This window comes from Curvibacter soli (assembly GCF_029211125.1).
Classification (GTDB): domain Bacteria; phylum Pseudomonadota; class Gammaproteobacteria; order Burkholderiales; family Burkholderiaceae_C; genus Curvibacter_A; species Curvibacter_A soli.
Genome location: NZ_JARGEN010000071.1, coordinates 69,824 through 87,964 on the forward strand (window position 1 = coordinate 69,824; position 18,141 = coordinate 87,964).

The 18,141-nt window shown below is 70.5% G+C and carries 22 protein-coding genes and 1 pseudogene; 7 read left to right on the forward strand and 16 right to left on the reverse strand.

Going from position 1 to position 18,141, the window contains the following annotated elements:
* Nucleotides 1-4: 4 nt before the first annotated feature.
* The 3 genes from rfbA to rfbB are packed head-to-tail and all read right to left on the reverse strand — an operon-like array spanning nt 5 to nt 2,870.
* The gene (gene rfbA / locus PY257_RS14600) at nt 5-901 is read right to left on the reverse strand and encodes a glucose-1-phosphate thymidylyltransferase RfbA (protein WP_275743114.1); all 897 of its coding nucleotides are present in this window, start codon (nt 899-901) and stop codon (nt 5-7) included.
* A complete protein-coding gene (gene rfbD / locus PY257_RS14605; RefSeq protein ID WP_275743117.1) occupies nt 898-1,803 on the reverse strand; it encodes a dTDP-4-dehydrorhamnose reductase in 906 nt (301 codons plus the stop codon). Before rfbD ends, rfbA begins: the two co-directional genes overlap by 4 nt.
* Nucleotides 1,803-2,870, reverse strand: a complete 1,068-nt coding sequence (rfbB, locus tag PY257_RS14610) for a dTDP-glucose 4,6-dehydratase (RefSeq protein ID WP_275743119.1) — start codon at nt 2,868-2,870, stop codon at nt 1,803-1,805. The genes rfbD and rfbB overlap by 1 nt, the downstream gene beginning before the upstream one ends.
* A gap of 223 nt (nt 2,871-3,093) precedes the next feature.
* On the opposite strand from rfbB, the gene PY257_RS14615 reads away from it, so the two are divergent.
* Together PY257_RS14615 and PY257_RS14620 are read left to right on the forward strand one after the other, a co-directional pair.
* Nucleotides 3,094-3,747, forward strand: coding sequence for a TetR/AcrR family transcriptional regulator (locus PY257_RS14615; RefSeq protein WP_275743121.1), 654 nt, complete (start codon nt 3,094-3,096; stop codon nt 3,745-3,747).
* Between the two features lie 55 nt (nt 3,748-3,802).
* Entirely contained in the window at nt 3,803-4,576 is a 774-nt protein-coding gene (locus PY257_RS14620) for a tetratricopeptide repeat protein (protein ID WP_275743123.1), read from the forward strand.
* Between the two features lies 1 nt (nt 4,577).
* On the opposite strand, the gene PY257_RS14625 is transcribed toward PY257_RS14620, so the two are convergent.
* Entirely contained in the window at nt 4,578-5,351 is a 774-nt protein-coding gene (locus tag PY257_RS14625; RefSeq protein WP_275743125.1) for a type III pantothenate kinase, read from the reverse strand.
* 198 nt (nt 5,352-5,549) lie between these two features.
* Here PY257_RS14625 and lysM point away from each other — a divergent pair, with 198 nt between their 5' ends.
* Nucleotides 5,550-6,044, forward strand: coding sequence for a peptidoglycan-binding protein LysM (lysM, locus tag PY257_RS14630; RefSeq protein WP_275743127.1), 495 nt, complete (start codon nt 5,550-5,552; stop codon nt 6,042-6,044).
* Nucleotides 6,045-6,129: 85 nt separating this feature from the next.
* On the opposite strand, the gene PY257_RS14635 is transcribed toward lysM, so the two are convergent.
* From PY257_RS14635 to PY257_RS14645, 3 genes and pseudogenes are all read right to left on the reverse strand, one after another.
* Nucleotides 6,130-6,567: a rhodanese-like domain-containing protein gene (locus tag PY257_RS14635; protein WP_275743217.1), complete on the reverse strand. Its 438-nt coding sequence runs from the start codon at nt 6,565-6,567 to the stop codon at nt 6,130-6,132.
* Nucleotides 6,568-6,741: 174 nt separating this feature from the next.
* Nucleotides 6,742-7,251, reverse strand: a pseudogene (locus PY257_RS14640) (MBL fold metallo-hydrolase); the annotation flags it as partial.
* A gap of 11 nt (nt 7,252-7,262) precedes the next feature.
* Complete coding sequence (locus tag PY257_RS14645) at nt 7,263-7,508, reverse strand: metal-sensitive transcriptional regulator (protein WP_275743129.1); 246 nt, start codon at nt 7,506-7,508, stop codon at nt 7,263-7,265.
* Nucleotides 7,509-7,628: 120 nt separating this feature from the next.
* Here PY257_RS14645 and PY257_RS14650 point away from each other — a divergent pair, with 120 nt between their 5' ends.
* Nucleotides 7,629-8,039: a YeeE/YedE family protein gene (locus tag PY257_RS14650; protein WP_275743131.1), complete on the forward strand. Its 411-nt coding sequence runs from the start codon at nt 7,629-7,631 to the stop codon at nt 8,037-8,039.
* Nucleotides 8,036-8,518, forward strand: a complete 483-nt coding sequence (locus tag PY257_RS14655) for a DUF6691 family protein (protein ID WP_275743133.1) — start codon at nt 8,036-8,038, stop codon at nt 8,516-8,518. The genes PY257_RS14650 and PY257_RS14655 overlap by 4 nt, the downstream gene beginning before the upstream one ends.
* Before the next feature lie 4 nt (nt 8,519-8,522).
* On the opposite strand, the gene PY257_RS14660 is transcribed toward PY257_RS14655, so the two are convergent.
* The 7 genes from PY257_RS14660 to glyQ form a co-directional block, all read right to left on the reverse strand.
* A complete protein-coding gene (locus PY257_RS14660) occupies nt 8,523-9,440 on the reverse strand; it encodes a M48 family metallopeptidase (RefSeq protein ID WP_275743219.1) in 918 nt (305 codons plus the stop codon).
* A 33-nt stretch (nt 9,441-9,473) separates the two neighbouring features.
* The gene (locus PY257_RS14665; protein WP_275743136.1) at nt 9,474-10,235 is read right to left on the reverse strand and encodes a lysophospholipid acyltransferase family protein; all 762 of its coding nucleotides are present in this window, start codon (nt 10,233-10,235) and stop codon (nt 9,474-9,476) included.
* An 80-nt stretch (nt 10,236-10,315) separates the two neighbouring features.
* Nucleotides 10,316-10,885, reverse strand: a complete 570-nt coding sequence (gene gmhB / locus PY257_RS14670; RefSeq protein ID WP_275743138.1) for a D-glycero-beta-D-manno-heptose 1,7-bisphosphate 7-phosphatase — start codon at nt 10,883-10,885, stop codon at nt 10,316-10,318.
* Between the two features lie 24 nt (nt 10,886-10,909).
* Nucleotides 10,910-13,057: a glycine--tRNA ligase subunit beta gene (glyS, locus tag PY257_RS14675; protein WP_275743140.1), complete on the reverse strand. Its 2,148-nt coding sequence runs from the start codon at nt 13,055-13,057 to the stop codon at nt 10,910-10,912.
* Nucleotides 13,054-13,497 carry a type II toxin-antitoxin system VapC family toxin gene (locus tag PY257_RS14680; RefSeq protein ID WP_275743142.1) on the reverse strand — a complete coding sequence of 148 codons (444 nt, stop codon included), beginning with the start codon at nt 13,495-13,497 and terminating at the stop codon, nt 13,054-13,056. The genes glyS and PY257_RS14680 overlap by 4 nt, the downstream gene beginning before the upstream one ends.
* Before the next feature lie 2 nt (nt 13,498-13,499).
* Nucleotides 13,500-13,793, reverse strand: coding sequence for an AbrB/MazE/SpoVT family DNA-binding domain-containing protein (locus PY257_RS14685; RefSeq protein WP_275743144.1), 294 nt, complete (start codon nt 13,791-13,793; stop codon nt 13,500-13,502).
* 70 nt (nt 13,794-13,863) lie between these two features.
* Nucleotides 13,864-14,787, reverse strand: a complete 924-nt coding sequence (gene glyQ, locus PY257_RS14690; protein WP_275743146.1) for a glycine--tRNA ligase subunit alpha — start codon at nt 14,785-14,787, stop codon at nt 13,864-13,866.
* Between the two features lie 171 nt (nt 14,788-14,958).
* Here glyQ and PY257_RS14695 point away from each other — a divergent pair, with 171 nt between their 5' ends.
* On the forward strand, nt 14,959-15,249 hold the full coding sequence (locus PY257_RS14695; RefSeq protein ID WP_275743148.1) for a hypothetical protein: 291 nt from the start codon (nt 14,959-14,961) through the stop codon (nt 15,247-15,249).
* On the forward strand, nt 15,246-15,668 hold the full coding sequence (locus PY257_RS14700; protein ID WP_275743150.1) for a type II toxin-antitoxin system VapC family toxin: 423 nt from the start codon (nt 15,246-15,248) through the stop codon (nt 15,666-15,668). The genes PY257_RS14695 and PY257_RS14700 overlap by 4 nt, the downstream gene beginning before the upstream one ends.
* Here the strand turns inward: PY257_RS14700 and lnt are convergent.
* Complete coding sequence (gene lnt / locus PY257_RS14705) at nt 15,646-17,190, reverse strand: apolipoprotein N-acyltransferase (RefSeq protein ID WP_275743152.1); 1,545 nt, start codon at nt 17,188-17,190, stop codon at nt 15,646-15,648. The genes PY257_RS14700 and lnt overlap by 23 nt on opposite strands.
* Entirely contained in the window at nt 17,190-18,065 is an 876-nt protein-coding gene (locus PY257_RS14710) for an HlyC/CorC family transporter (protein WP_275743154.1), read from the reverse strand. Before PY257_RS14710 ends, lnt begins: the two co-directional genes overlap by 1 nt.
* Nucleotides 18,066-18,141: the final 76 nt, after the last annotated feature.

The window sequence follows — 18,141 nt, forward strand, 5'->3', positions numbered from 1 at the left end:
TCTCTCAGTAGATTTTCTTTTGCAGGACGTTCATGAGGTACTGCCCATAGCCGCTCTTGGTGAGCGGCTGCGCCAGGCCCTCTAGCTGGGCGGCGTCGATCCACTGCTGGCGCCAGGCGATTTCCTCGGGGCACGCGATTTTCAGCCCCTGGCGGCGCTCCAGCGTGGCGATGAATTGCCCGGCTTCCAGCAGGCTCTCGTGCGTGCCCGTATCCAGCCATGCATAGCCGCGTCCCAGGACTTCGACGCTGAGCCGGCCCTGTTGGAGGTACAGGCGGTTCAGGTCGGTGATTTCCAGTTCGCCGCGCGGCGAAGGCCGCAGGCCGCGGGCGAGTTCCACCACCTGCGGGTCGTAGAAATACAGGCCCGTGACGGCATAGCTGGACTTGGGCACGGCTGGCTTTTCCTCCAGCGAGAGCACCCGGCCCGCCGCGTCGAATTCCGCCACGCCGTAGCGCTCAGGATCCTGCACGTGGTAGACGAATACGCTCGCGCCTTCGGAGCGCCGCGCTGCACCGGCCAGCAGTTCCTGCAGGTCGTGGCCGTGGAAGATGTTGTCGCCCAGTACCAGCGCGCTCGGCGCGCCGTCGAGGAACCGTTCGCCGATGATGAATGCCTGCGCCAGTCCGTCGGGGCTGGGCTGCACCGCGTATTGCAGCCGGATGCCCCATTGGCCGCCGTCGCCCAGCAGTTGCTGGAAGCGCGGCGTGTCCTGCGGCGTGCTGATGACCAGGATGTCGCGGATGCCCGCGAGCATCAGCGTGCTCAGCGGGTAATAGATCATGGGCTTGTCGTACACCGGCAGCAGTTGCTTGCTGATGGCCAGCGTGGCCGGGTGCAGCCGGGTGCCGGCGCCCCCGGCGAGGATGATGCCCTTGCGGACGGTGTCGGGTGCGGTCATGGAGAGGGGCAGAGAATTTCAGCGAGCATGCGCGCCACGCCAGCCTGCCAGGGCGGCAGCGCCAAGCCGAACGTGGCTTGCAGCCTGCTCGTATCCAGGCGCGAGTTGCGGGGGCGCGCGGCGGGCGTGGGGAAGGCGCTGGTAGGTACGGGCGCCACCTCGGTTGCTCTTATTTTAATAGCATACTGCGCTTGCGCGGCCTGCGCCAGCACGTATTTTGCATAGGAATGCCAAGTGGTGGCGCCGGCGGCTGCCACGTGGTACAGGCCCGCGTCCTGGGGGTGCCGCAGCAGTTGGCGGATGGCGTGGGCGGTGACGTCGGCCAGCAGGTCGGCGCCGGTGGGGGCGCCCCACTGGTCGTCGATGACGGTCAGGCGCTCGCGCTCGCGCGCCAGGCGCAGCATGGTGCGGGCGAAGTTGCCGCCGCGCGCGGCATGGACCCAACTGGTGCGCAGGATCAGGTGGCGCGCGCAGGCGGCCTGGATGCGCCGTTCGCCCTCCAGCTTGGTGCGGCCATAGACGTTGAGCGGCGCGGTGGCGTCGGCCTCTCGCCAGGGCGCGCTGCCGCTGCCGTCGAATACATAGTCGGTGCTGTAGTGGACCAGCCAGGCGCCCAGGCGCGCGGCTTCCTCGGCCAGCACGCCGGGGGCCGCGGCATTGATGGCGTGCGCTTGTCCGGGCTCGCTTTCCGCCCGGTCCACGGCGGTGTAGGCGGCGGCGTTGACGATGATGCCGGGGCGCAGGGTGCGCACGGCGTCGGCCAGGGCGCCCGGTTGCGCCAGGTCGCCGCCCGCGTCGTCGCGGCCCAGCGCGGTGACTTCGCCCAGCGGCGCCAGGCTGCGCTGCAGTTCCCAGCCCAGCTGGCCGTTCTTGCCCAGCAGCAGGATGCGCGGTGCGTCCATCAGGCGGCGCTCTCCACATACTGCTTGTGCACCCATTCGCGGTAGGCGCCGCTCTGCACGCGGGCCACCCAGTCGGGATGGTCGAGGTACCACTGCACGGTCTTGCGGATGCCGGTCTCGAACGTCTCGGCGGGGCGCCAGCCGAGTTCGCGCTCGATCTTGCGCGCGTCGATGGCGTAGCGGCGGTCATGGCCCGGGCGGTCTTTCACGAAGCCGATCTGCGCTGCGTAGCGCTGCCCATCGGCGCGCGGGCGCAGTTCGTCGAGCAGGGCGCAGACGGTGCGCACGATGTCGATGTTGGCCCGTTCGTTGCAGCCGCCGACGTTGTAGGTCTGGCCCGGCGCGCCGGCTTCGAGCACGCGGCGGATGGCGCTGCAATGGTCTTTCACGTAAAGCCAGTCGCGCACCTGCTGCCCGTCGCCGTAGACCGGCAGCGTCTTGCCCGCCAGCGCGTTGACGATCATTAGCGGGATGAGCTTTTCGGGGAAGTGGTAGGGCCCGTAGTTGTTGCTGCAGTTGGTGGTGAGCACCGGCAGGCCGTAGGTATGCGCCCAGGCGCGCACCAGGTGGTCGCTGGCGGCCTTGCTGGCGGAATAGGGGCTGTTGGGCTCGTAGGCGTTGGTTTCGCTGAAGGCCGGGGCGTCGGAGGCCAGCGTGCCGTAGACCTCGTCGGTGGAGACGTGCAGGAAGCGGAATGCTGCTTTTTCAGGAGCTGGCAGCGCTTGCCAGTAGTGCCTTGCAGCCTCCAGAAGCCTGAAGGTGCCGATGACGTTGGTCTGGATGAATTCCTCGGGCCCGAGGATGGAGCGGTCCACGTGCGACTCGGCGGCAAAGTGGACGATGGCGCGCGGGCGGTGGCGCGCCAGCAGGGCGGCCACCAGCGCACTGTCACCGATGTCGCCGCGCACGAAGGCATGACGCGCATCGCCCTCCAGTTCCGCCAGGTTTTCGCGGTTGCCGGCATAGGTGAGCTTGTCGAGGTTGACGATCGGCTCCTGCGACTGGGCCAGCCAGTCCAGCACGAAGTTGGCGCCGATGAAGCCGGCGCCGCCGGTGACGAGGATCATGAAGGGGGGATTCCTGCGGGGTTCTGGGAGGGGAATCTTCTTGCGCACGGAGGCGGGGGATTATCGCATCGGCCCCAGGCCCAGGCCGTGCCGGATTGCGCCCCCCGTATCGGCCCGCCCCCCTGGCAACCCTAGTACGAGGCAGCCCCGGGCTCGGTTAGAGTGGATCGTAACGGGTGCCTGCAGAAAAAACGACACACCACGGAGACAAAGGGATACCACCATGGCGAAGAAGGCGCCGCGGCGCACTGCGGAGCGCATCCTCGAAACGGCGCTGGACCTGTTCAACCGGTTCGGCGAGCCGCATGTGTCCACCACGCTCATCTCGGCGGAAATGCGCATCAGCCCCGGCAACCTCTACTACCACTACCCCTCCAAGGAAGCGCTCATCAACGCCCTGGCTGTTCGCTATGGCGAAGCGCTGGGCCGGCATCTGTCGCGCGCCCCCGAGGTGGAGGGGATGGAGCAGGCCAGCGCGTTCGTCCACGCGCTGTGCGGGCTGGTCTGGGACTACCGTTTTCTCTACCGCAACCTGGCCGACCTGCTGGCCGGCAGCCGCCGGCTCGAAGCCCAGGTGCAGGCCGCGCTCGCGCACAAGGACGCGGCCATGCGCACCGTGCTCGGCAACCTGGCCCGTACCGGCGCCGTGCGGATGCAGGAGCGCGACATCCCCCCCACGGCAGCGGCCATGGTGATGGTGCTCACCTACTGGCTCAGCTTCGAGTTCGTGCTGGACCCGCGCAGTGCGCTCGAAGCGCACGCCGCGCCGCAGGCCGTGCAGCACGGCACGCAGCAGGTTCTGCACCTGCTCGCGCCCTACCTCGCGCCCGCGGCACGCGCGGGCCTGCCCCGCGAATTCGAAAGAGCGGCGGCCTGAGCCCCCGTGCGGCCCGGAACGCTGCAACCACCCGGCAAATAGGAGCGCAACCCCCATGACCGAGTGGACGCCATACCCCTATGCCGGCGAATACGTGTTCGACACCGACCGCGTGCGCGCCTGCTGGCCGCGCCTGCACGCGGGCGATGCCGAGCCCTGCCCCGCCGAGCCCGCGGTCCTGGGCGCCTGGGCGCTCTACCACAGCGGCGAATACCAGAAAGCCGCCGCAGTGGGCCTGGCGCTCGGCGGGGCCGCCGTGCATGCGGCCTACCAGGCAACCGCCGTCCACGCCGCCTACGTCGAACGGCACGCGCAAACCCGCCATGCGCTGTTGCGCCTGGTGGCCGACCGGGCGACAGCGCACGCCCAGCAGCACCCGCGCGACCCGGCGGGCTGGTACTGGCAGGCTTACGCGCTCGGGCACCACAGCCAGGGCATCAGCGTGGCGCAGGCGCTGGCCCAAGGGCTGGGCGGCAGGATACGGCTGGCGCTGCAGACCGCCATCGAGCTGGAACCCGCCCATGCCGACGCGCGCTTCGCGCTCGGCACCTACCATGCGGAGGTGATCGACAAGGTCGGCACGCTGATCGGCGGCATGACCCACGGCGCCAGCAAGGAAGACGGCCTGCGCATGTTCCGCGAGGGGTTGGCGCTGCACCCGGGCTCCGTCTTCGGCATGCTCGAATACGCGGGCGCGCTGCTCATGCTCGAAGGCGAATCGCAGCATGCGCAGGCCACGCGCCTGTACGAGCAGGCCGCCGCCTGTACGCCGCTGGACGCCACGGAGCGCATCGGCGTGGAACTGGCGCAGGCCGCGTTGCGCGAATAGATCAGGCGGCAGCGCCGAAGCGGCGCGCGGCGATCTCCAGCAGCCCGTCGAAGATCAGGCTGTCCACCAGTTCGAAGGGCCGTGTCATGGACGGCGCCATCTTCCACCCCGCGCCGCCCGTCATGATGCAGGCCGGCTCGGCGGCGCAGTGCTGCGCCAGGTGCTGGAACATGCGCTCCACCGCGCCCGCGATCGCATAGGTGCCGCCGCTGGTGAGCGCGTCGCTGGTGTTGGTGGGGAACACGCGCACCTCGCCCGTGGGCACGTGCAGGCCCGCCGTGCCTGACTCCAGGGCGCGCAGCATGATCCCGTGGCCCGGCAGGATCAGCCCGCCGAGGAAGCGCCCGCCCGTATCGATGGCCTCCACCGTGACCGCCGTGCCGACCATGACCAGCACCAGCGGCCGGGCCGGGCCGCGCGCCAGGACGCGCTGGCGCGCGCCGATCATCGCCACCCAGCGGTCCGTGCCCAGGCGCAAAGGATGGTCGTAGCCGTTGACCACGCCGGCCTCCTCGGGCGAGGAGACGACCCACTGCGGCACCACGTCCCACAGCTCCATCTGCTCCTCCACGCGCCGCTTGATTGCGTCGCCCGCCACCACGCAGCCCAGCATGCGCTGCGGCGGCTCCAGCGCGGACCAGGGGCCGTCGGACAGTTTGTCGATGTTCTCCAGGAATTCAGCACCCTGGGCAAGAGGAACAGCCCCTGGCCGCAACGTGCCGTACTGCGCCCACTTGAGCCTGGTGTTGCCAATGTCGATGGCCAGGAAGGTCATGGTTGGATTATGGGGGCAACGCTGGGATGCTCGCGCGCACCGCGAGGTTTTGGCTGCATGCGTCTGCTCCCCGACACGAGGCAGTTCCGGACGCCATCGGGCCAACCATTGTTGACGATCTCCAGCATCTCACGGCGGCGCCCGTGCGCTACAGTGTGCCGTCCACCCATTCATTTCTGGCTGAAAAGGAGCAAGCGCATGGGAATCCTCGGTTTCATCAAGGAAGCGGGCGAAAAGCTGTTCGGCGTCAAGGAGGTCGAGGCCGCCGCGGCCAGCCCCGCCACCAAGCAGCAGCTCGACACGCTCAACACCCAGGCCGCCCACGCCATCCGCGACTACGTGGAAGCGCAGAAGCTCGGCATCACGGGCCTGTTCGTGCTGTTCGACGGCGCCACGGGCAAGGTGACGCTGCAAGGGGAGGCCCCGTCGCAGGAAGCCGCGGAAAAAGCCGCGCTTTGCGCCGGCAACGTGGCCAGCGTGAAGGAAGTGGAGAGCCTGCTCGCCGTCAGCACCCCCGCGCCCGAGGCCCAGTACCACGACGTGGTGCGCGGCGACACGCTCTCGGCCATCGCGCTCAAGTACTACGGCAACGCCAACAAGTACCCGGTGATCTTCGAGGCCAACAAGCCCATGCTCAGCAACCCCGACAAGATCTACCCCGGCCAGAAGCTGCGCATTCCACCGCTGTCCTGAGCCGCCGGCTTGATGCCAAAAGAGCCGCCAGCGCTTTTATAACAAGCGCTGGCAGCTATTTTTTTGATAGCATATCCCGCAGCCTTCAGCCCTGCCGCCACGGCAGCCCGTGGAAGCGCCAGCCGCCCTTGCGGCCGCGCTGGGCGTTTTCGTCGGGGTCGCCCTCGAAGCCTTCGAGGATGTTGTAGGCCGTGATGCCCAGCTCCGCCGCGCGCTTGGCCGCCGCCACCGAGCGCACGCCGCTGCGGCACAGCAGCACGGCCTTGCCGCCCGGCGGCACCGCCGCGCGCAAGGCATCGTCGAAACCGGGGTTGGGCGCCATGCCGGGCCACTGCTTCCATTCGGCCGGCACGGCGCCGGGCACGAAGCCGACCCAGGCGCGCTCGGCGTCGGTGCGCACGTCCACCAGCACCGCCTCGCCCGCCTGCACCCACTGCCAGGCCAGTTGCGGCGCCACGTCGCCCGCGTAGCCTTGCGCCGCCCGCGGCGCGTCGAGCGCGGCGGCACCGGCGTCGTGGCGCAGGCCGGAGCTTTGGTTGGCGGGCACCGCTTCGTCGATGCGGCGGGGCTGGGGCAGGTTGAGGTGGTCCATGATGGAGACGAACTCTGGCAGCGTGCGCCCGGCCACGCGGCGGTTGTTGGCTTTCTCCCAGCCGATGGTGGAATGGCTGCGGCCCTGGTAGTCGTGGCCAGGCCAGACGATGGTGTCGCCCGGCAGCGCGAACAGCACGCGCGTGAGGCTGTCGTACAGCGCCTCGGCGCTGCCGCTCTGGAAATCGGTGCGCCCGCAGCCGTCGATGAGCAGGGTGTCGCCCGTGAACGCATGGCCGCGCCACAGGTAGCACATGCTGCCCGCCGTGTGGCCCGGCGTATGCAGCGCGCGCAGGGTTTCGCCGCCGAATCGCAGTTCGGCACCGTCGGAAAGTTGCACGGCGGCGGTGCCGATGTGGCAGTCCTGCGGGGCGGCCGTGGCCGCGCCGGTGTGCTCGGCCAGCAGGGCGGCGCTGGTGATGTGGTCGGCATGCGCGTGGGTTTCCACGGCCCAGCGCAGTGTGAGGCCGTGTTCGCGCAGCGCGGCCAGGTCGCGCTCGATCTGCGCGTCCACCGGATCGATGATGAGCGCCTCGCGCGTGGCGGGGTCGTGCAGGATGTAGCTGTAGGTGCAGGACGCGGGGTCGAGCAGTTGCAGCGGTTGCAGCGGTTGCATGGCCGCGCGCTTCAGCCGAACTTGGCCAGCAGGGTCGCCACGCGGTCGCCGCCCACGTCGCCGCGCTCGATCATGCAGCCGACCATGGCGAAGAAGGATTTGTCGAGCGCCTTGCGCGCGGCGGCAAGCTGCTGGGCGATCTTCTCGCATTCGGCTTCTTCCTCCAGCAGCCGCTGCACGCCGCGCAACTGGCCTTCGATGCGCGCCAGGCGGGCCTTGAGGGATTTCTTCATCGCGGGGTCTGCAATTTTTGCCATGTGTGTTCCTGTTCCTGTTCCTGTTCCTGTTCCTTGCCTGCGCTTGATTCGTGGGCTTTCCACAACTATACCCTATAGGGTATATTGGCATCAACTCCCCATCGATGCAAAGGACTGGCGATGTTTTCGTCCCATCTGTTTTCCCTTCTCGGCGGCGTGCTCATCGGGCTGGCGGCATGGCTGCTGCTGGCCGCGCTGGGGCGCGTGGCGGGCATCAGCGGCATTGCCGCGGACGCGCTGCTGCCCGGCGCGGCGGAGCGCGCGTGGCGCTGGGCCTTCCTGGCCGGACTGGTGGCCGCGGGCACGCTGGCCGCGCCGTGGCTGGGTGTGCCGGCACCCACGCCGCAACCCGTGCTGCGGCTCGTGGCCGCGGGGCTGCTGGTGGGCTTCGGCACGGTGCTGGGCTCGGGCTGCACCAGCGGGCACGGCGTGTGCGGGCTGGGGCGGCGATCGCCGCGCTCGCTGGCGGCCACGGCGGTGTTCATGGCGGCGGGGATTGCCACGGTGTTCGTGGCGCGGAGCCTGGCATGACGCCGCGCCTGCAGCGCCTGCTGGCGCCGCTGGCCGCGCTGGCGGCGGGCGCGCTGTTCGGGCTGGGGCTGGTGCTGGGGGGCATGACGCAGCCGGCCAAGGTGCGGGGCTTCCTGGACATCGCGGGCATTGCCGACGGCACCTGGGATGCGAGCCTGGCGTTCGTGATGGCGGGCGCGGTGGCGGTGGCGCTGGCGGCGTTCGCGCTGACGCCGCCCACTGCGGCGCACCCCGCGCGGCGGCCCTGGCTGGCGGAGCGGTTCGCGCTGCCCACGCGCCGCGACATCGACGCTCCGCTGCTCGTGGGCGCCGCCATCTTCGGCGTGGGCTGGGGGCTGGCGGGCTACTGCCCGGGGCCGGTGCTCGCGTCGCTGTGGTCGGGGCGCTGGGATGCGCCACTGTTCGCCGCCGCCATGCTCGCGGGCATGGCACTGGCGCGCGGCTGGCTGCGCTGGCGCGCAGGCTCACGCGGCGGCTGAAAACTCAGCCCCAGCGCGGCACCGCGTCATCGCGCAACCGGCTGCGCAGCGCGGCGTGGTCGGGCACCACTGTGGCTACCACGTCCCAGAAGCGCGGGCTGTGGTCCATCACGCGCAGGTGGGCCAGTTCGTGCGCGACCACGTAGTCGATGACCGCCGGCGCGAAGTGGATCAGGCGCCAGTTGAGCCGGATGCTGCCGTCGGCGCGCGCGCTGCCCCAGCGGGTCTGCGCGTTGCTCAAGGCCAGCTTGCGCCAGTGCACGCCGAGCAGCGGCGCGAAGTGGTCCAGCCGCTCGGCGAACAGCGCGCGCGCCTCGCGCATCAGCCAGGCCTGCGCCGCGTCGCGGATCTGCGCCGCGCCGGCCGTGCGCGGCAGCGGCAGGCACAGCAGCGCTGCGGCGCCTTCGGCCTGCGGCGGCAGGCGCCCGGCGCGCGCGCCGGCGGGGTCGAGCCGCAGGCGCAGCGGCGCGCCCAGGTAGGGCAGCTCGCAGCCGTCGGCCCAGGCGATGCGCGCGGCGGCCAGCCGTTCGGCGCGCTCGCGCGCCTCGCCGAGCTTGCGCACGATCCAGCCGGATTTCTCGCACAGGGCCGCGTCCACCTCGCCCAGCGGCACCCAGCGCGGGGCGCTGACGACCAGCCCCTCGGGCCCGACGGTGAAGCCGATGGTGCGTCGCCGCCCACGGCGCAGCAGGTAGGCGACGACCGCGTCGCCCAGGCGGGCCTGGCGGTTGGCCTGCGGGTGCGCGAACACGGCGGGGTGCAGCACCCGGGCCAGGGGTTCGGCGGGCGGTGCTGGTGGAGCCGCCCGCGGCGGCGCGGTTGCCGGGGCGGGCAGCGGGGCCGGAGGCGGCGCGGGCAAGGCCGTGGGCGGCGCAGGCGCCGCGTCGAACAGGTCGAGCGTGAGCTGCACCAGCCGCCGCATCATGCCCATGCCCTCCCGGCGGCGCGAGGCCGCTCAGGCCGCCTTCCGCGGGGCGTCCGTGGCGGCGTAGGCATCGGGGTCGAGCCGGCGCATCTCGGCCTCGATCCAGGCCTGCACCTCGCGCATCAGCTCGTCGGGCGCGCGGCCCGCGCTGGGGATCTGCGGGCCGATGGAGATATCGACGACGCCGGGCCGCTTGACGAACGCCTTGCGCGGCCAGCATTTGGCCGAGGTGACGGCGACGGGGATCACTGGCACGCCGGTTTCCACCGCCAGCCGGGTGCCGCCGGCCTTGTAGTGGCCGGCCTGGCCGCGCGGGATGCGGGTGCCCTCGGGGAACATGATGATCCAGGTGCCCTGCTCCAGCAGCCGACGGCCCTGGTGCACCACCTTGTTGAAGGCCGCGGCGCGGCGGCTGCGGTCGATGTGGATCATGTCCATGCGCGCCATGGCCCAGCCGAAGAAGGGCACGTAGAGCAGCTCCTTCTTGAACACGAAGGCCAGCGGGTGCGGCATGATGGCCGGCATCACGAAGGTCTCCCAGGTGGACTGGTGCTTGACCAGCAGCACCGCCGGGTCGCGCGCGCCCTGGGGCAGGTTCTCCCAGCCGATGATGCGGTTCTGGATGCCCAGGATGGCCGTGCCCGAGCGCACCGCCAGACGCAGCCAGCCGGCGCAGATCCAGTACATGCGCGTGCGGCTGACGAACAGCGATGCCAGCAGCGCGAAGAGGGCCCAGGGCACCACGGTCACCGCCATCAGGAGCATGTGCGCGAGGGATCGGATGAAGGCCATTTTTTATAAGGGTTTTTGGGCTCCAGCGCAGGTAGATCCTGCGGCTGCAGCTATTGTTTCAGGAGCATCTATGCGTGCCGTCAGGCGGCGGTGCCCGTCTTGGCTGCGGCCTGCGCGTCGCGCGCGATGAGGTAGTCGGCAAACGCGGCCAGGCTGTCGTGCACCTGCGTGCCGGCGGGTAGCGATTCGCGCGGCTGCTGGGCGCCGCGGCCCGTGAGCAGCAGGTGCGGCTCGCAGCCCGCGGCCACGCCGGCCTGCAGGTCGCGCAGGTTGTCGCCCGCTGCGGGCACGCCGGCCAGCGGCACGCCGTAGCGCTCGCCGATCTGCAGGAACAGGCCCGGCTGCGGCTTGCGGCAGGTGCAGGACTCTTCGGGCCCGTGCGGGCAGTAGAAGATGGCGTCCACGCGCCCGCCCGCGGCGCCGAGCTGCTTGTGCATCTTGGCGTGCATGGCGTTGAGCGCCGCCACGTCGAACAGCCCGCGCCCCAGGCCCGCCTGGTTGGACGCCACCACCACCGTGTAGCCGGCCTGGTTGAGCCGCGCGATGGCTTCGAGCGCGCCCTGCTCGGCCTGCCATTCCTCGGCGCAGGTGACGTAGTCTTCCTGGCTGGAGTTGATGCTGCCGTCGCGGTCGAGGATGATGAGCTTCATGGTGTACCCCGTGTGATGAATGGCTCAGGCGGCCAGGCGAGACAGGTCTGCGACGCGGTTCATGGCGTCGTGCAGCGTCTTCAGCAGGCCCTGGCGGTTCAGGCGCAGGTCGGCCTGTTCCACATTGACCATGACGGCGTCGAAGAACGCATCGACCGGCGCGCGCAGCGCGGCCAGCGTCCGCAGCGCGGCGGTGTAGTCGCCGGCCTCGAACTGCGCCAGCGCCGGCGGCGCCGTGGCCCGCAGCGCGGCGTACAGGGCTTTTTCGGCGGGCTCGTGCAGCAGCACTTCGCTCACGTGCGCGTCCACGTCGCCGGCTTTTTTCAGAATGTTGGCCACGCGCTTGTTGGCCGCCACCAGCGCCGCGGCCTCGGGCAGCGCGGCGAAGGCGCGCACCGCGGCGAGCCTGCGCGCCACGTCGGCCAGGCGCTGCGGGCGCAGGGCCAGCACGGCATCGACCTCCTGCGCGCTGTAGCCCTGCTCGCGCAGGGTGCCGGCGAAGCGGTCGTAGATGAAGTCGCAGAGCTGCGCGCAGGCGTCATGCACCTTGTCGCCAAACACGGCGTTGGCGTCGTGCAGCAGCGCATCGAGGTCCAGCGGAAGTTCGCGCTCGACCAGCATGCGCAGCACGCCCAGCGCATGGCGGCGCAGGGCGAACGGGTCCTTGTCGCCCGTGGGCAGGTTGCCGATGCCGAACATGCCCACCAGGGTTTCGAGCTTGTCGGCCAGCGCCACCGCCACGCCGACCGGGCCGCGCGGCAGGTCGTCGCCGGCGAAGCGGGGCCTGTAGTGGTCTTCTATCGCGTCGGCCACGGGGCCGGGCAGGCCGTCGGCCAGCGCGTAGTAGCGGCCCATGGTGCCCTGCAGCTCGGGAAACTCGCCCACCATGTCGGTCAGCAGATCGGCCTTGGCCAGGCGCGCGGCCTGGTCCACCTGGGCCGCGAAGGCGGCGTCGCCGCCCAACTGGCGCGCGATGGCCGCGGCGATGGCGCGCACGCGCTCCACGCGCTCGCCCTGGCTGCCGAGCCTGTTGTGGTAGACCACCTTGGCCAGGCCCGGCACGCGGCTTTCCAGCGGCTTCCTGCGGTCCTGGTCGAAGAAGAACTTGGCATCGGCCAGGCGCGGGCGCACCACGCGCTCGTTGCCGCCGATGACGGCGCTGGCGTCCGCCGGGCGGATGTTGCTGACCACGAGGAACTTGTTGGTCAGCTTGTCCTGCGCGTCGAGCAGCGGGAAGTACTTCTGGTTGGCCTTCATGGTGAGGATCAGGCACTCCTGCGGCACGGCGAGGAATTCCCTCTCGAATTCGCACACCAGCACGTTGGGGCGCTCGACCAGGGCAGTCACCTCGTCGAGCAGGGCGTCGTCGTCGATGGGCCGTAGCGCGCCGCGCGACTCCCCATCCTCGCCGCCGCCCACCCGGGCCGCCGCCGCGGCCAACTGGCGCGCGATCTCGTCCTTGCGCGCGGCGAAGCTGGCGATCACCGCGCCATCGAGCTCCAGCGCCGCGGCGTAGCCGTCGGCATCGGCCAGCACCAAGGGCTCCTGCGCGGCCTCGAAGCGGTGGCCGTGGCTCACGCGGCCCGCGTGCAGGCCCAGCGCATGCACGGGCACCACCTGCTCGCCCCACAGCGCCACCAGGCCGTGCGCGGGGCGCACGAAGCGCACGCTGCTCCAGCCGGGCAGTTCGCAGTCGCTTTCGAGCTGGTAGGTCATGACCTTGGGGATGGGCAGCTTGGCGATGGCCTCGTCGAGCGCCTTCTGCAGCCCGTCGGCCAGGATGGTGCCGGGGGCCACGCTGTCGTGGAGCAGCAGTTCGGCCTTGCCGTCGGGCACGCGCTGGAGGCGCGGCAACACCGATTCGTCCAAGCCCAGCGCGGCCAGCTTCTTGCGCAGCGCGGGCGTGGGCTGGCCCTGCGCGTCCAGGCCCACGGCCACGGGCATGAGCTTGTGCTGCACGGCGCGGTCGGGCGCGCGCTCCAGCACGCCGCGCGCCAGCACGGCCAGGCGGCGCGGCGTGGCGAAGGGCGTGAAGCCGGCATCGGGCACGGTCAGGCCCTGGGCGGCAAGCTGCTCGAACAGCACGCCGGCGAAGGCTTCGCCGAGTTTCTTCAGCGCCTTGGGCGGGAGTTCTTCGACGAAGAGTTCTACGAGGAGGGTTTTGGCGGTCATATCCATTCAATCAGTTTCAGGCCCAGGCGCTCGGCGCTGGCCTGCATGTGCGCGTCCAGCGTGGCCAGCGCCGTGCAACCGTGCCGCTGGGCAATGGCCAGGTGCAGTGCGTCGCCGCCGCGCAGGTTGCTGGCCGCGTCGGTGCAGTGGGCGGCGGCCTCGTGGTAATCCTGCTCCAGCACGTTGAGCCGCGTGACCATGTCCAGCAGTTCCGCAAAGCGTTCGCGCGCGGCCTGCGCCTGCTTGCGCGTAAACGCCTTGCGCCGCAACAGGATGCCCAGCGCGCTGGCGAATTCGGTCTGCGTCCACCACGAAGTACCGGCCTGCGACAGATCGGTCTGGCCCAGCCAGGCCACCGCGCGTTCGCTGCCCGGCCCGTTGAAGCAGTAGGCGCACCAGACGCTGGTGTCCACATAGGTGGCTTCGGATGGACGGCGCATGGTCAGTAGCGTGCGCCGTCGCGCAGTTCGCGCAGCACGGACTCGGTGCGCGGCATGGCCGCCAGATGCTTTTGCGCCCGCGCCAGCCATTCGGCCTGGCTCAGCGGCTTGCGGGCGGGTGCGGCCGACAGGCGCAGGCTGTTGTCCTTCTGCCGCTGCACGTGCAGGGTGCTGCCTTCGGCAATGCCCAGCTCGCGCGCCAGATCGGCTGGCAGGCGCACGGCCAGGCTGTTGCCCCAGCGGCCGACGTTGAGGTCGATGGCATCGATGGCGGTAGCCGGGTCGCGTGCGCCCATGAAATGTTCCTTGCATTGTAGAGCCGTGTTTCTACATTCTACCCTGCCGGCCCGCTGCGGCGCCGGGTGCTCAGGCCGCTTTCTTTTCCTTTTCGAGCTTCGCCAGCGTCTCGCCGGCCCAGGCCCTGGGCGCCATCGGAAAGCCCAGCCGCGCGCGGCTGTCGAGGTAGCTCTGCGCGACGCTGCGCGCGAGGTTGCGGATGCGCCCGATGTAGGCGGCGCGCTCGGTCACGCTGATGGCGCCGCGCGCGTCCAGCAGGTTGAAGCTGTGCGCGGCCTTCAAGACCTGCTCGTAGGCGGGCAGCGCAAGCTGCTGCTCCATCAGGTGGCGGGCCTGTTTTTCGTGCGCGTTGAAGGCGGTGAACAGGAAATCGGCGTCGCTGTGCTCGAAGTTGTAGGTGGACTGCTCCACCTCGTTTTGGTGGTACACGTCGCCGTAGGTCAGCCCGTCGGTCCAGGTCAGGTTGTAGACGTTGTCCACGCCCTGCAGGTACATGGCCAGGCGCTCCAGGCCGTAGGTGATCTCGCCCGTGGCGGGCTTGCAGTCGATGCCGCCCACTTGCTGGAAATAGGTGAACTGCGTCACTTCCATGCCGTTGAGCCAGACCTCCCAGCCCAGGCCCCAGGCGCCGAGCGTGGGGTTCTCCCAGTCGTCCTCGACGAAGCGGATGTCGTTCTTCTTCAGGTCGAAGCCGAGCGCCTCCAGGCTGCCCAGGTACAGCTCCAGGATGTTGCTCGGTGCGGGCTTCAACACCACCTGGAACTGGTAGTAATGCTGCAGGCGGTTGGGGTTTTCGCCATAGCGGCCGTCCTTGGGGCGGCGGCTGGGCTGCACGTAGGCGGCTTTCCAGGGCTCGGGGCCGATGGCGCGCAAAAAGGTGGCGGTGTGCGAGGTGCCGGCACCCACTTCCATGTCGTAGGGCTGCAGCAGCGCGCAGCCCCGTTCGGCCCAGTAGGACTGCAGCTTCAGGATGATTTGTTGGAAGGTCAACATGCGGTTTTCTTGGCGCGGGGAGTCCGTGCGGAGTGGATGCGTGGCATGCGCGCACCAGGAGCCGGCGCGCGCAAACGCTCGATTTTACGGGCCCGCGATCCCTGGCGGCCTGAGCCTGTCGGCGCGGCAATCGGTAGAATGCCGAAATCGGTACCGTTTTCAGGGCTTTCCATGAATACCATCACCATTGCCGACATCAAGCGCAGCGGCATGCATGCCATTGATACGGCACTGCAGCATGGGCCCGTGCATCTGATGAAGCGCAACCGCCGCGCCGCCGTCGTGCTGTCGGAAGCCCAGTACGCGCAATTGCTGGCGCAGGCCGCCGCCCACCCGTCCATGGCGGTCACGGCGGATGCCGCACTGGCGTTGTTCCTGGCCGACCAGCCTGCCGGCACGCTCGACGTTCCGGCGCTCGCCGCCCGGCTCGACGACGCCCATGGCGCCTGGGGCGCGCGGTGATCCTGCTGCTGGACAGCAGCACACTGATCTACCGTTTCGAGGGCACGCCCGCCATCCAGGCAGCCGCTGCCGCCCACATCGCGGAACTGGCACAGGGCGCGCCGTCCGCCACGCTCGCCGTGTCGCGGCTGAGCCTGCTGGAATGCAGGGTGAAGCCGCTGCGCGAGGGCGATGGCGGTCTGCTGGCGCGCTACGATGCTTGGTTCGCCACGGTTTCGCGCATCGTGGAGCTCGATGCCGCCGTCGTGGGCGCGGCCACGCTGCTGCGCGCCCGGCATGGCCTCAAGACCCCCGATGCGCTGGTGGCTGCCTGCGCGCTGTCGCTGCCCAGCCCGCGGGTGCTGGTGTCAGGCGATGCGGGCTTTCAGCGCGTGCCAGGCTTGCAGGCCTCCTGCATCACGCTGCCCACGGGCGCCTGAAACCGCCCGTTGCGGCAATCGCCAGCCCCAGCAGCCACAGCGGCGCCAGCCCGAAGCGCGCCGCCCACCAGGCATAGGGGGTGGTGCCGGTGCGGCCCTGCACCTCGCCTTCCAGCACGCCGCGCGTCAGGCGCGGCAGCGCCGCCGCCACGGCGCCGCGGTGGTCGATGATGGCCGTGGCCCCGGTATTGGTGGCGCGCAGCATGGGGCGGGCGAATTCCAGCGTGCGCATGCGGCTGATCTGCAGGTGCTGGTCGATGGCCACCGAGTCGCCGAACCAGCCGATGTTGCTCACGTTGACGAACACCGTGGGCGCCTGCGCCGGGTCGGTGAAGCGCGCGGCCAGTTCCTCGCCGAACAAGTCCTCGTAGCAGACGTTGGGCGCCAGCCGCTGGCCGCCCCAGGCGAACGAGGGCTGGCCCACCGCGCCGCGGTTGAAGTCGCCCAGCGGGATGTCCATGAGGTCGGTGAACCAGCGAAACAGCGGCGGGACGAACTCGCCGAACGGCACCAGGTGGTGCTTGTCGTAGCGGTACGGCGCCGCCTGTCCCGGCGCGAGGCCGGCGACGGAGTTGGTGTAGCCCGCGCGCAGCGAGCCCAGCGGCACGCCCACGAGCGCGGCCTGCGCGCCCTGGCCGAAATGCCCGCGCAGCGCGTCCCAATAGCCGTCGGGCAACTGGAGCGGCAACAGCGGCAGCGCGGTTTCGGGTGCCACGACGAGCTGCGCGCGGGCCTCGCGCAACTGCTCGCCGTACCACTGCAAGGCCAGCGGCACGCCGCTGCCGGGCTGGAACTTCTCGTCCTGCGGGATATTGCCCTGCAGCAGTGCGACCGAGAGCGTGCCCGCGTCGTGGGCCGGCGCGTCCCAGGGCCGCCAGAGCGGCGGCAGCGCCAGCACGGCACAGGCGCCCGCCAGCGCCAGCAGCGCGCCGCGCCGCCCTGCCCCGCGCCGCGCCGCGCCCGCCAGCGCCACCGCCAGGAAAGCCGCCACGGCGCCGACGCCATACGCGCCGACCCAGGGCGCCAGCCCCGCGAGCGGCCCCTGCACATGCGCGTAGCCCGCCGCGCCCCATGGGAAACCGGTGAACCAGCGCCCGCGCGCCAATTCCGCCAGCAGCCAGGCGGCGGCGAACAGCGCCGCGCGGGCCGCCGGCCCCAGGCGCGGCGCGCAGCGCGCATACCACGCGGCGGCGGCGGCGTAGTACAGGGCCAGGCCCAGCGCCAGCGCCAGCACGGCGGCGGCGGCCAGCGGCGCGGCCAGGCCGCCGTAGGTGTGCATGGAGATGAACAGCCACCAGAACACGCCCGCCAGCCAGGCCACGGCGAACGCCAGGCCCAGCCGGGCGCCCCGGCGCGCGCTGCCGGCGCAGTCGTCGAGCAGGCCCGCGAGCAGTGCGAGCGAGAGGAGCTGCAGCCACCACAGCGGGGCGCCGCCGCCCCATGCAGCGAAGGGAGAGGCGATGGACGCAGCCTGGGCCAGCCCGGCGGCCAGCGCCAGCAGCGGGCGGGCGGCGCGGCGCATCAGGCGGGCGCGTCGGCAGCGGGCACGGACGCGACCTTGAACCAGCGCACCGCACCGCCCTTGGTGTGCAGCACGATGAAGCGCAGGCCCGCGAGCGTGCATTCCTCGCCGCGCTTGGGCACGTGGCCCATCTCGTGGGCGATCAGGCCGCCGATGGTGTCGAACTCCTCGTCGAGATCACTGCTGTGGATCTCGACGCCGAACGCCTCGGACACGCGGTCCACCGGCGTGTCGCCGCTGACGCGGTAGGTGCGGTCGGCCAGGCCGAAGATGTCGCCCTCGTCCCCGGCGATGTCGAACTCGTCCTCGATCTCGCCCACGATCTGCTCCAGCACGTCCTCGATGGTGACCAGCCCGGCCACGCGGCCGAACTCGTCGATCACGATGGCCAGGTGGCTGCGCGTGCTGCGGAACTCGCGCAGCAGGTCGTTGAGATTCTTGCTCTCGGGCACGAACACCGCCGGGCGCAGCAGGGCGCGGATGTTGAGCTCGGGCGCGCGCTGGAGCTTGAGCAGGTCCTTGGTCAGCAGGATGCCGGTGATGTTCTCGCGCTCGCCGCTGTACACCGGGAAGCGCGAGTGCGCCGTGTCGATGACCAGGTGCAGTATCTCGTCGTATGGCGCGTCGATGCTGATGAGGTCCATGCGCGGCGCGGCCACCATCACGTCGCCCGCGGTCATGTCGGCCATGCGCAGCACGCCTTCGAGCATGACGCGGGACTCCGCGCCGATCAGCGCGTTGTCCTCGGCCTGGGCCAGGATGTCGATGAGCTCATCCCTGGAATCCGGACCAGGGTGGATGAACTCGGCAACTTTTTGCAGGAAACTGCGCTTGTCTTCGCGTTCAGGCTGGCGCGCAGGGTGGGGGTCTGACACAGACGGGAAGTGCAGGACGTGCGGTAGTGGAGGGAGCCCCAAGGATACCGGAACACCATGACCGGCACCGGGGCCA

Excerpts from the sequence above, each read along its gene's own strand:
- rfbA (WP_275743114.1), bottom strand. The coding sequence starts at position 901 with ATGACCGCACCCGACACCGTCCGCAAGGGCATCATCCTCGCCGGGGGC.
- rfbD (WP_275743117.1), bottom strand. The coding sequence starts at position 1,803 with ATGGACGCACCGCGCATCCTGCTGCTGGGCAAGAACGGCCAGCTGGGC.
- rfbB (WP_275743119.1), bottom strand. The coding sequence starts at position 2,870 with ATGATCCTCGTCACCGGCGGCGCCGGCTTCATCGGCGCCAACTTCGTG.
- PY257_RS14615 (WP_275743121.1), top strand. The coding sequence starts at position 3,094 with ATGGCGAAGAAGGCGCCGCGGCGCACTGCGGAGCGCATCCTCGAAACG.
- PY257_RS14620 (WP_275743123.1), top strand. The coding sequence starts at position 3,803 with ATGACCGAGTGGACGCCATACCCCTATGCCGGCGAATACGTGTTCGAC.
- PY257_RS14625 (WP_275743125.1), bottom strand. The coding sequence starts at position 5,351 with ATGACCTTCCTGGCCATCGACATTGGCAACACCAGGCTCAAGTGGGCG.
- lysM (WP_275743127.1), top strand. The coding sequence starts at position 5,550 with ATGGGAATCCTCGGTTTCATCAAGGAAGCGGGCGAAAAGCTGTTCGGC.
- PY257_RS14645 (WP_275743129.1), bottom strand. The coding sequence starts at position 7,508 with ATGGCAAAAATTGCAGACCCCGCGATGAAGAAATCCCTCAAGGCCCGC.
- PY257_RS14650 (WP_275743131.1), top strand. The coding sequence starts at position 7,629 with ATGTTTTCGTCCCATCTGTTTTCCCTTCTCGGCGGCGTGCTCATCGGG.
- PY257_RS14655 (WP_275743133.1), top strand. The coding sequence starts at position 8,036 with ATGACGCCGCGCCTGCAGCGCCTGCTGGCGCCGCTGGCCGCGCTGGCG.
- PY257_RS14660 (WP_275743219.1), bottom strand. The coding sequence starts at position 9,440 with ATGCGGCGGCTGGTGCAGCTCACGCTCGACCTGTTCGACGCGGCGCCT.
- PY257_RS14665 (WP_275743136.1), bottom strand. The coding sequence starts at position 10,235 with ATGGCCTTCATCCGATCCCTCGCGCACATGCTCCTGATGGCGGTGACC.
- gmhB (WP_275743138.1), bottom strand. The coding sequence starts at position 10,885 with ATGAAGCTCATCATCCTCGACCGCGACGGCAGCATCAACTCCAGCCAG.
- glyS (WP_275743140.1), bottom strand. The coding sequence starts at position 13,057 with ATGACCGCCAAAACCCTCCTCGTAGAACTCTTCGTCGAAGAACTCCCG.
- PY257_RS14680 (WP_275743142.1), bottom strand. The coding sequence starts at position 13,497 with ATGCGCCGTCCATCCGAAGCCACCTATGTGGACACCAGCGTCTGGTGC.
- PY257_RS14685 (WP_275743144.1), bottom strand. The coding sequence starts at position 13,793 with ATGGGCGCACGCGACCCGGCTACCGCCATCGATGCCATCGACCTCAAC.
- glyQ (WP_275743146.1), bottom strand. The coding sequence starts at position 14,787 with ATGTTGACCTTCCAACAAATCATCCTGAAGCTGCAGTCCTACTGGGCC.
- PY257_RS14695 (WP_275743148.1), top strand. The coding sequence starts at position 14,959 with ATGAATACCATCACCATTGCCGACATCAAGCGCAGCGGCATGCATGCC.
- lnt (WP_275743152.1), bottom strand. The coding sequence starts at position 17,190 with ATGCGCCGCGCCGCCCGCCCGCTGCTGGCGCTGGCCGCCGGGCTGGCC.